Below are 10,548 nucleotides of genomic sequence, written 5' to 3' on the forward strand. Positions count from 1 at the left end.
CAAAACTAATTTCAAAAATGACAAAGAACGAAGCGGTTCTAGTGAACCAAATTTATTTAATTTTTAATCGTCCAATTTTTAGTGGACAGTAATGAAAAAAAATAATGGATAAAAACACTAAGCCGAAGTGTATTCGATTGTTCTCTTACTAAATAATCATTACCTTTGTACTGTTATTGCAAACGTCTTACATGGGGTTGACTGGTTTTGACAGCGAGATGAAGTGGTTTGTAAGCATGCGGTGCGTAGTCGGCTGGCACTTTAATCTCAGACGTCAAAATTTTAACTGGCGAAAATAATTACGCTCTTGCTGCTTAATCGAAGTATAGTAGATATAGCTTAATCCCTGTACAAGGTACGGGGACAAGACATCACCCGGAGGCTGTGGCTCCGAAGCGCTTCGAAGCGGTGGTGTAGGTAAATCGGAGATAGGAAAGGAGAAGCTTTGGCTCCTTTTCGAAATAAAAAAGCTAAGGTTTGGGTTGGTGGCTTCGGTCTTGCCCACTCCCTACAATGAAGACGAAGATAAGCATGTAGAAAGCAAATTAGTTCCTTGTTTGGACGAGGGTTCGAATCCCTCCAGCTCCACAAATATTGCTGATTATCAGCAATATGCAAAAGCCACACCAGATTTTACACTACATAATGTAAAGTCTGGTTTTTTTGTACATGATATAAAGCAATGTCGCAAAATGTAATGGGGTAATTACCATAAAATTAAGAGCAATGTAAACAAAATATGCTTTATGGGGGTTATAATGTATGAAATCTAAAAAGTATTTTTATTATGAAAAAAATGATTTATCCTCTTTTATTGGCGTTTTTGGTTGTTGCTTGCGGAAATAAATCGCAAAACACCGATAAGGAAAACAAAACTATGGCGTTTGCCTTAACAGACTATCATGAGGTGTTTAAAATCGGTGACAATCAAGAAACAAAGGCCGATGCGGTTATACCTATCGCCGAAGGAGATAGTGACGCGGCAAAAAAGATTAATGATAAGGTATTTGAAACCATTAAGCTGATAGTGTCTTTGGAAGAAGACTCATCAACAAACTACAATGAGTTGTTTCTTGGATTTATAAAAAGTTATAAGGAATTTGTTTCTGAAACCCCCGACTATACACAGGCCTGGACTGTTGATATAAAAGGAGAGGTGGAATACAACAGTCTTGAACTTATAAATATAAAACTGGAGTCTTTTATGATGACAGGTGGAGCTCATGGCAACCCTTATACAGCTTCATTGATTTTTGATGCTAAAGAAGGCAAGGCATTATCTGTGTCTGATCTTGTAAATGATACAACAGCGTTGAATGTATTGGCCGAAGCAAAATTCAGGGAAAAATATAATATCCCGACTGATAAATCGCTTAATTCAACAGGCTTGATGTTTGTGGATGATAAATTTATCCTTCCCGCAAATATCTTTGTTACGAAAGATGGTTTATTATTGTTTTATAATGTTTACGAAATTGCGCCATATGTGGCCGGAACAAAGGATATTTTGATACCTTATACCGAAATAGATAAAATTCTGTCTGCAAAAATAAAACAATAATATTGTCTGCTTTTTGACAAGAATAATAAAAGCCTTCGCTGATTTTTATTTAGCGGAGGCTTTTGCTATTTTGGCAATGGATATTTTCCGATATCGAAAGCGTGTTTATAAAAGCAGGCTTATAAAATACCGAATAGTTCTTCCAAACGGGTTATCTGATAAGTTGGCTCGAATCCCTCTGGCTGTATTTGTTGCGGATTGAACCAAACTTGGTCTATCCCCGAATTGTATGCCCCCACAATATCGCTATGAAAAGCATCACCTATCATCAAAGTAGTATCTTTGGTGCTGTTGGTTTTTTGCAAGGCGTATTCAAAAATCTTTCTGTCGGGTTTATTTACCCCTACCTTGTCAGAGAGGATTACTTCGCCAAAGTAAGGGGATAGCCCCGAATTTTCCATTTTTATATGCTGTATCTCAGTAAAACCATTGGATAGAATATGCAGGTCGTATTTCTCCTTCAATCGCCCAAGGATATCTATGGCTCCATGAACGAGCTTTTTTTTCAAGGATACGGTATGCATAAATGTATCGGCTATGGTATCTATTTCTGTTTTATTAAAGGCGTTTAAAGGCATTAATATTTCGAAACGCTTGTCTTTGAGTTCCTTTTTTGTGATCTTGGCATTATTATACAGGCTCCAAAGATTGCTGTTATGTTTGCTGTATATGGCGTAGAATTCGTTGAACGAAGAGTAGAATTGATTTAGCCCGAACTGCAAGAACACTTCCATCATGGCATCTTTGCTATTTGTGGCAGTGTCCCAGAGAGTATCGTCCAAATCGAAAAACAGGGTCTTATATCTTTTCATTGTATCTCTAAAACAAAAGCACTATCAGATCTATTTCTTTATAGATGCGATAGTGCTTTTCTGTATTGTATAATTAAATTTAGCTTACTTGAATAACCAAAAACGGAGTTAAGCTCCAGAATTTTTGATAATCGCTTATTTTCAGAACGATGTTTTTGTTCGCATCTTTTTCGAGTGTATAACTTGTATTTGGATGATTTGAAAGGACTTTCGCATTTTTAGCGTAAACAGGTATCTCTTTTGTTTCGCGGATATCTATTCTGATGAATTTATTTTTGTCTATCGACTCTTTCATCAATTTGGATGATACAAGGAATCCTCCCGAAATAACTTTAGCTTCTTTCAACTCTTTCGATGTTCCGAACATATAATAGGCTGTGTTCAGCGCTTTGTCTTGTTCCTGTATTTTCGACGCTTGGGCATAATTCTTATCGGCTAAGTCCGACACATTTGCCGCCAATCCTCTCACATCATTATTCAGCTTGGCTATCTCTTGGTCTCTTGTAGCCAAAGTTGCCTGCAATTCGGTGATTGTTGTGGCACGGTCTTCAAGCTCTTTATTCAAACGGTCGATAGTCGATTTCAGGCTTGACATCTGTCCTTTGCTATTACTCAACTTTTTGTTCAAGGTAGCAATATCCTCCTTGTTCTTTTTAAGGATATCGTTAATCATATTGAAGTTCTCTTGAATCTTAGCTTTGGTATCGGTGGTCATTTCGCCTTTGGCTTTCGATTCAACAGTTAAGTATTTTTCGGCAGTTTTAATCTGGTTGAAGTTTTCTTCCACCTGATTAATCAAGGCCATCATTTCGGCCATCTCTGCTTCATCCTGACTGTTTAAAGCCATTAAAGAATCATTTTGAGCTTTAAGAGTCTTATATTCGTCTGAGTTTTTAACGTTGCACGAAGCCAATGCGGCTAAACACAAACAACCTACAAGTAATTTTTTCATTGTTAATCTGGTTTTTATTTTACAAACTTTATACAGTTATAACATTCTATTTGCTATTTCGTTTCCAAAAATAATGAAAAATAGTATGTTTCCGCACCTTTTATCCAAAAAATATTACTTATCCTCTCGTCCGGAGACTATTATAACAAATTCTCCACGGGGAGAGTTCTCCGTAAAATGGGTTATCAGTTCTTTAAGTGGAGCCCGAAGAATCTCTTCGTGCAACTTCGATATTTCGCGGCAGGTGGCTGCAAATCGGTCTTCGCCCAAGTATTCGGAAAGCTGGGTAAGCGTTTTCAGAACACGGTATGGCGATTCGTACAGCACTATTGTACGTTCTTCCCCGGCAAGAAGTTTCAGGCGGGTTGTCCGTCCTTTTTTTTGTGGAAGGAATCCTTCAAAAACAAATTTATCGCAAGGTATTCCAGAGGCTACCAATGCCGGCACAAATGCTGTTGCACCCGGTAAACACTCTACCTTGATTCCGGCTTTAGCACACTCTCGGGCTAAAAGGAATCCGGGGTCTGATATTCCGGGGGTTCCGGCATCCGATATGAGGGCTATATTCTCACCGGCTTTGAGCTTGTCAACGATAGCCGACACGGCTTTATGCTCGTTAAACTTGTGGTAAGACTGCATTTTGTTCTGAATATCGAAGTGCTTGAGCAAAAAGCCCGATGTACGTGTATCTTCGGCCAAAATAAGGTTTACTTCCTTCAACAGACGCACGGCTCGAAACGTCATGTCCTCCAGATTGCCTACCGGTGTAGGGATTATGTGAAAAATACCACCCATCTACATTCTGATTTTATTCATTATTATGTATGTACAAAAGTAACATAAAATTCAAAATACAGGGGCGATCTCTCTCAGATAAACAAAAAGCCGGCTTAATTCAATAAACCGGCTCCTGTTATATATTGTAAAGTAATTTTGATTGTTATTTTCCGCCTTTCAGAAGTTTAGCTTCTTCAATATATTTATCGGCTTCGCCTGCTTGAGCCGAATTCATATAATTGTTTTTTATGAGGGTGCAAATCTCAATCACTTTATCGTGATTTTTTTGTTCTCTATAAATCATCGCCGCTTTTTGATAATAAAGAGGTGAATAAAGTTCATTGTCAGCTCCCTTTGCCGCGTCCATAAATAGACCAACGGCTTTGTCTAACTCACCTTTGTTTGCATAACAATCGCCCAACGTTACTTTTGCTTGATATGTAAACAAGGCATCACCACTGTTATAACCGTTCAGATAAGAAATTGCTTTGTCGTATTTGCCAAGGCGGGCATTTGCAATACCTGCGTAAGCTTTAGCCAAATCGCCGGCTTTGGTCGAACTGTAACTCTCGGCAAGTGCCTCGAAGCCAAGATAACCTTTTCCGTCTCCATAAAGGGCTAATGAATCCTGTCCTTGTTCAAAATACTGTTCCCCTCTGAAAAGGGCTGTCTGGCCTTCAAGAGTTTTGGGTTGTTTTATAAAGTGGTCGTACCCTAAGTATCCGCACACTATCACTACAACAACGGCGATACCTATCAACAGTTGATTTTGATATTTACCCAGAAAGTTCCCAGATTTTACAACTGCTTGGTCTATTGCTTCCCATTCTTTCTCGACTCTCTGTTCGTCTTGTTTTTTCTTCGACACTGCCATATTCTTTGTTATATTTTTTACAAACGGTTTGTCATTTCGTAGCCGCAAAAATAGTTGTTTTATGCTTATAAATGAAAAAATAAACCTATTTTTTGAGAACAAATATAAAACTTTTACCTTTGTTGGTCAATTAAACGCTTTAAAGTAATATGCAAAAACCATCTATCCCCAAAGGAACCCGAGACTTTTCGCCAATAGAAATGGCTAAGAGAAACTATATTTTCGATACAATAAAAGAAGTTTACAGGTTGCATGGGTTCCAGCAGATAGAAACCCCTGCTATGGAAAACCTTTCGACTTTGATGGGGAAATATGGCGAAGAAGGAGACAGGCTGTTGTTCAAGATTCTCAATTCAGGCGATTACTTGTCGAACTTTACTGAGGCCGAGCTGATGGAACGGAACTCTAATCGTTTTGCCGTGAAGGCTTGCGAAAAAGGTTTGCGTTACGACCTGACGGTTCCTTTTGCCCGTTACGTTGTGATGCACCGCAATGAAATAAGTTTCCCTTTCAAACGATACCAGATTCAGCCTGTTTGGCGTGCCGACCGCCCGCAAAAAGGGCGTTACAGGGAATTTTTTCAGTGCGATGCCGATATAATAGGTTCAGACTCCTTGCTGAACGAAATGGAGTTGGTTCAGATTATTGACGAAGTATTTACCCGTTTCGGAATCAGAGTTTCTATAAAAATAAATAACAGGAAGATACTTAGCGGCATAGCCGAAGTAATAGGCCAGTCGGACAAGATTGTGGATATCACTGTCGCTATCGACAAACTGGATAAAATAGGCTTAGAGAAAGTAAACGAAGAACTTGCCGGCAAAGGAATACCACAGTCGGCAATCGAAAAACTGCAACCCATTATTTTACTGCAAGGGTCGAATAAGGATAAGCTGGAAGTTTTGAAGTCTACTCTTTCCGCTTCTAAAACAGGATTGAAAGGTGTTGAAGAACTCGAATATATCTTCTCGAAAACAGAATTGCTCAACTTGAATTCGGAAGTAGAGTTGGATTTAACTTTGGCTCGCGGATTGAATTACTATACAGGAGCTATTTTTGAGGTAAAAGCCCTTGATATAGAAATAGGTAGCATTACCGGAGGCGGACGTTACGACAACCTGACAGGCATTTTCGGTCTGGAAAATGTATCGGGAGTCGGTATCTCATTTGGTGCAGACCGTATATTTGATGTTTTGAATCAACTGAATCTTTATCCTCAAGGCTCAATAAAAGGAACCCAAGTGATGTTCACCAATTTTGGAGCAACAGAAATTGACTATATCCTTCCCTTAGTATCCGATTTGCGAAAAAGTGATATCTCTGTCGAAATTTATCCGGATGAAAGTAAACTGAAAAAACAGATGTCGTATGCCAACACGAACGGCATCCCCTATGTTGTTATAGTTGGCGAGGAAGAAATTGCCCGGCAGGAAGTAGTCTTGAAGGACATGCTCTATGGCACACAATACAACCTAACGTTTACGGATTGTCTGAAAAAATTAACTTCTCCTCAGTAGTATTTTTCTTTCTGTCTATCTCGGATAAGATACTATCGCCGAGCCTTTTTACCTCTTCCAAGCCGTCTTTTTCGGCAAGGACAGAATCGATGCGAGGTATCCTCAGCACCGTATTTTTGGGTATATCCAAGGGGTTTTGTATAGACTCTTTGTTTATCTCAAAAACATAAGGCCAATAGGCCGAGTTTCCGTAAAATTTATCAGCCAAGATTATAATGTTCATTCTCTGTTCAGACATAATCACATCCAAAAACTGGGCCGAATCCGGATTTTCCAGACTTATTAACTGTAAACCTTCTTTTGTTTGCACAGGGGCTGCTTGTGCAGGCTCATAAGTGATGTACTTATATAATCCGAAAACCAGCAAAAGGATAACTATGGTGCCTATGATTGCCACCCGTTTTTTCTGCTTATTGTTGCTATAACCTTTGTTACTCATTCTATTTTCAGTTTAGTTGTGTATTTTCTTCCATTAAATTTGTTTATGCATTTTTGTATGGAATGTTTTTCAATTCGCAGCATTCCACGATAATGCTTTTCAGTTCACGAATATCTTTGTATTTAAGCGCCGATAAATCTATGTCGGTCGATTTCTGCCCTATGGTTATTATTTTCAATGAACCGATTCCGATGCCTACCTCAGTTATATCCTGCCATTCTATAGGAGAAATTGGTTTTTGCTCCGGCAGATTGAATGTTATTTTTTCAATATCCACGCATATCAGCGGTTTAGATTGCCAGATGGTGAACATCAAAATCAATATAATACCCAGTATAATTAGAATCAGGTTCATATAGAACAGGAAATTCAGTGGCCCATCCATTGCCAGATTAACACAGCCATAAAAACCTAAAAGTACATTGTAAGCGCCTACAACCAGCATAAATACCCGCAATTTGGGCGATATTTTGTTCTCTATACGTACACTGTTCATGGTTTATAACATTTTTTCAGACTATAAAATTATATCTATTTCTGCTATTATTACAATTTTATGAAAAGAAATAATAAAGTTTTACAAATTGGAGGCAAAGTCTTTGATCTGCCAAAAACCTCCAATACGAATTGCTCCGTTTGAAACCTGCCTATGGTTTGTTGTTTATATTTTAACTTACAATAATAAACAAATATTTTGAGAATAGTGTTTATTTCGGCTGGCAGAATTTTGATGACAAGAATGGTAGTGTGGTCAGAATATTCAGTATATTTTTTATGTTCTATATCAAAAAGATGTAGAATAAGAAAAATAATTTATTAAGTTTGTAAATTAGAATTTTTGAAATGAACTTATTAAACTAATTTAATTATTTACTATGACTGAGAATCTTGCCCCTGAGTTGAGCGAAGATCAACAAGCTATTGTTCCTGAAAGCAAAGAAGTTGATCAACCAACAGAAGCACAACTTGAAACTTCTGAAGAATCAAAACTAACGGTCCCTGAAACAAAAGAAGAAATAATAGCATGCTTAGACAATCTTGCTAAGCAAGAGGCTATTCCTACCAGAGCCGATGTAGATACATTGAAGCAAGCGTTTTATAAAATAAAAACAACAGAGATAAACGAACTTAAGGAGAAATTTATCGCTGATGGTGGAGATGTAAAAGATTTTGAGCCGGCGCAAGATCCGCTTGAAGACCAGTTGAAAGAACTTCTGAACAATATAAAAGAAAAAAGGGCAAAAGCTATCGAGGCAGAAGATAAACTGAGAGCCGAAAATCTGGCTAAAAAACTTCAGATTATAGATAAAATTAAAGACCTTACCGAAAGTACAGACGATTTTAATAAGCTATACAAAGAATTTAAAGACCTGCAACAGCAGTGGAACGAAATAAAGGCTGTTCCTGCCGGCGAGGTGAATAATTTGTGGAAGTCGTATCAGGTATATACAGAGAAATTTTACGATCTGATAAAGATAAACAATGAGTTCCGCGACTACGATTTCAAAAAGAATCTTGAACTAAAAACTCAGATTATAGAATCGACCGAAAAGCTATTGGAAGAGTCGGACATTGTTTCGGCATTCCATCAGCTACAAAACTTCCATCAACAGTGGCGCGAAATAGGGCCCGTTGTAAAGGAGTTGCGCGAAGAAATATGGGATCGCTTTAAATCAGCTTCGACCGAAATAAACAAACGTTATCAGGCTCACTTTGAGGGCATGAAAGCGCAGGAAGAAAATAACCTTGCCGAAAAAAACGCTATCTGCGATGCTCTGAAAGCTATCGACTATGACGCCCTTAACAGTTACAATACATGGGACGAAAAAAGCAAAGAGGTTATAGAACTGCAGGCAAAATGGAAAACGATTGGCTTTGTTCCCAGAAAGATAAATTCTCAGATATTTGAACAGTTCAGAGCGCTGTGCGATACTTTCTTTGAGAAGAAAGCTGAGTTTTTCAAAGTTCAAAGAGATAGATTGGACGAAAATCTGGAAAAGAAAAGAGCTTTGCTCGAAAAAGCGAAAGCGCTCAAAGACAGTACCGATTGGAGTAAAACAACCGATGAATTGATTGCTATTCAGAAAGAATGGAAAACAATTGGTGCTGTGCCTCGTAAGTATTCGGACGCTATCTGGAAAGAATTTGTTTCGGCCTGCGATCATTTCTTTGAAGAAAAGAAAAAGGTTAATTCATCGCAACGCGAAGAAGAGGAGGCTAATCTGGCTAAAAAGAACGAGTTGATTGAAAAAATTAATGCTGTTGACATTGCAGCCGACCCCAAGAAAGCAACCGAAGATATCTACGCTTATATAGATGAATGGCATCAGATTGGTTTTGTGCCGTTTAAAGAAAAAGATAAAATCTACAAGGCTTATCAGAAAGCATTAGATACTAAATTCGATTTACTGAAAGTAGACCGTTCGGAGCGTCGCATGCAAAATTTCCGCTCTAATTTGGAGTCTATTTCAAGTTCCGATAAGCCAAAAAATGCTCTTTATAAGGAACGCGAAAAACTACAATTCCAGTTCAATAAAATTAAATCAGAACTCCAGACTTACGAGAATAATATGGGATTCCTCTCTGTTTCGAAAGGTAGCGGAGGTCTGCTGAAAGAAATGAACAAAAAGATTGAAGACTTGAAGGCAGAGATGGACTTGATTGCCAAAAAAGTAGAATCGATAGATGCCAATATAAGCGAGTTGGATAAAAACTAATTTTTATTGATTGTAAGGAAAAAAATGGCTACTGCATATCATAACTTATCAGAATATGATCCGACAACTGTTCCCGATGGCAAAGATATGACCATCGGGATTGTTGTATCGGAATGGAATAACAATATCACTTTTGCTCTTTTGGACGGAGCGTGTAAAACGCTTGCCAAACATGGGGTAAAGAGCGAGAATATAAAAATAGACTATGTGCCCGGAAGCTTTGAATTGATTTTCGGAGCAAAAAAAATGGCGCAGACAAAACAATACGATGCCATAATAACATTGGGCTGTGTTGTCCGGGGCGATACACCTCATTTCGACTATGTTTGCACAGGAGTGACACAGGGCATTGCTCAACTGAACTTAGAATATGATATACCTTTCATATTCGGTCTTTTAACTACCGACGATATGCAACAGTCGCTCGACCGTGCCGGAGGTAAGCACGGAAACAAGGGTGATGAAGCGGCAATCACGGCATTAAAAATGGTGGGATTTTCTTGCAGAAATAAATAATATCATTACCTTTGCAACGCTTTAGCAAGAAAGCAAGGGCAGTTACCAAAGTGGCCAACTGGGGCTGACTGTAACTCAGCTGACTTACGTCTTCGGAGGTTCGAATCCTTCACTGCCCACCCTGAAAAAAGAAAGTTGCGGAAGTAGCTCAGTTGATAGAGCATCAGCCTTCCAAGCTGAGGGTCGCGGGTTTGACCCCCGTCTTCCGCTCTACGTAGAAAGCGATTACAAATCCAGTAATCGCTTTTTAGTTATTAACTTAAACAAAACACTTGAAAAATGAAAAAGCGGGTCAGCGGATTTTCCCGGTTGATAAACCTTGTCACATATCACGAATATAGCATCGCCAGTCTGTACATAAAGAACTTAATATCTCCCACGCC

10 protein-coding genes, 2 tRNA genes and 1 other RNA gene are annotated in these 10,548 nt (G+C 38.5%); 7 read left to right on the forward strand and 6 right to left on the reverse strand.

The features are described 5' to 3' along the window. The first annotated feature begins 193 nt into the window (after nucleotides 1-193). Nucleotides 194-591: a transfer-messenger RNA gene (gene ssrA / locus M2132_RS11455) on the forward strand. 196 nt (nucleotides 592-787) lie between these two features. Beyond that, nucleotides 788-1,561, forward strand: coding sequence for a DUF3298 and DUF4163 domain-containing protein (locus M2132_RS11460; protein WP_280673690.1), 774 nt, complete (start codon nucleotides 788-790; stop codon nucleotides 1,559-1,561). A gap of 119 nt (nucleotides 1,562-1,680) precedes the next feature. Here the strand turns inward: M2132_RS11460 and M2132_RS11465 are convergent, their stop codons facing one another. The 4 genes from M2132_RS11465 to M2132_RS11480 form a co-directional block, all read right to left on the reverse strand. Further along, nucleotides 1,681-2,373 carry a YjjG family noncanonical pyrimidine nucleotidase gene (locus M2132_RS11465; RefSeq protein ID WP_280673688.1) on the reverse strand — a complete coding sequence of 231 codons (693 nt, stop codon included), beginning with the start codon at nucleotides 2,371-2,373 and terminating at the stop codon, nucleotides 1,681-1,683. Between the two features lie 79 nt (nucleotides 2,374-2,452). Next, the gene (locus M2132_RS11470) at nucleotides 2,453-3,325 is read right to left on the reverse strand and encodes a hypothetical protein (RefSeq protein ID WP_280673686.1); all 873 of its coding nucleotides are present in this window, start codon (nucleotides 3,323-3,325) and stop codon (nucleotides 2,453-2,455) included. Between the two features lie 114 nt (nucleotides 3,326-3,439). Continuing rightward, nucleotides 3,440-4,120, reverse strand: coding sequence for a 16S rRNA (cytidine(1402)-2'-O)-methyltransferase (gene rsmI, locus M2132_RS11475; protein WP_280673684.1), 681 nt, complete (start codon nucleotides 4,118-4,120; stop codon nucleotides 3,440-3,442). A 145-nt stretch (nucleotides 4,121-4,265) separates the two neighbouring features. After that, on the reverse strand, nucleotides 4,266-4,976 hold the full coding sequence (locus M2132_RS11480) for a tol-pal system YbgF family protein (RefSeq protein WP_280673682.1): 711 nt from the start codon (nucleotides 4,974-4,976) through the stop codon (nucleotides 4,266-4,268). Nucleotides 4,977-5,125: 149 nt separating this feature from the next. Here M2132_RS11480 and hisS point away from each other — a divergent pair, with 149 nt between their 5' ends. Further along, entirely contained in the window at nucleotides 5,126-6,493 is a 1,368-nt protein-coding gene (gene hisS, locus M2132_RS11485; RefSeq protein WP_280673680.1) for a histidine--tRNA ligase, read from the forward strand. Here the strand turns inward: hisS and M2132_RS11490 are convergent. Together M2132_RS11490 and M2132_RS11495 are read right to left on the reverse strand one after the other, a co-directional pair. Further along, nucleotides 6,456-6,932 (reverse strand): LysM peptidoglycan-binding domain-containing protein, encoded by a 477-nt coding sequence (locus M2132_RS11490; RefSeq protein ID WP_280673678.1) that lies wholly within the window; start codon nucleotides 6,930-6,932, stop codon nucleotides 6,456-6,458. The two genes, hisS and M2132_RS11490, sit on opposite strands and share 38 nt — an antisense overlap. Before the next feature lie 43 nt (nucleotides 6,933-6,975). Beyond that, complete coding sequence (locus M2132_RS11495) at nucleotides 6,976-7,428, reverse strand: hypothetical protein (RefSeq protein WP_280673676.1); 453 nt, start codon at nucleotides 7,426-7,428, stop codon at nucleotides 6,976-6,978. 379 nt (nucleotides 7,429-7,807) lie between these two features. Between M2132_RS11495 and M2132_RS11500 the strand changes: the two genes are divergently transcribed. The 4 genes from M2132_RS11500 (at nucleotide 7,808) to M2132_RS11515 (ending at nucleotide 10,375) form a co-directional block, all read left to right on the forward strand. Continuing rightward, nucleotides 7,808-9,649: a DUF349 domain-containing protein gene (locus tag M2132_RS11500; protein WP_280673674.1), complete on the forward strand. Its 1,842-nt coding sequence runs from the start codon at nucleotides 7,808-7,810 to the stop codon at nucleotides 9,647-9,649. 24 nt (nucleotides 9,650-9,673) lie between these two features. Continuing rightward, nucleotides 9,674-10,165 (forward strand): 6,7-dimethyl-8-ribityllumazine synthase, encoded by a 492-nt coding sequence (gene ribH, locus M2132_RS11505; protein ID WP_280673672.1) that lies wholly within the window; start codon nucleotides 9,674-9,676, stop codon nucleotides 10,163-10,165. A 36-nt stretch (nucleotides 10,166-10,201) separates the two neighbouring features. Beyond that, nucleotides 10,202-10,284, forward strand: a tRNA-Tyr gene (locus M2132_RS11510). Nucleotides 10,285-10,302: 18 nt separating this feature from the next. Beyond that, a tRNA-Gly gene (locus tag M2132_RS11515) sits at nucleotides 10,303-10,375 on the forward strand. Nucleotides 10,376-10,548: the final 173 nt, after the last annotated feature.

Source organism: Dysgonomonas sp. PH5-45, assembly GCF_029893235.1.
In the GTDB taxonomy this organism is placed as follows: Bacteria; Bacteroidota; Bacteroidia; order Bacteroidales; family Dysgonomonadaceae; genus UBA1309.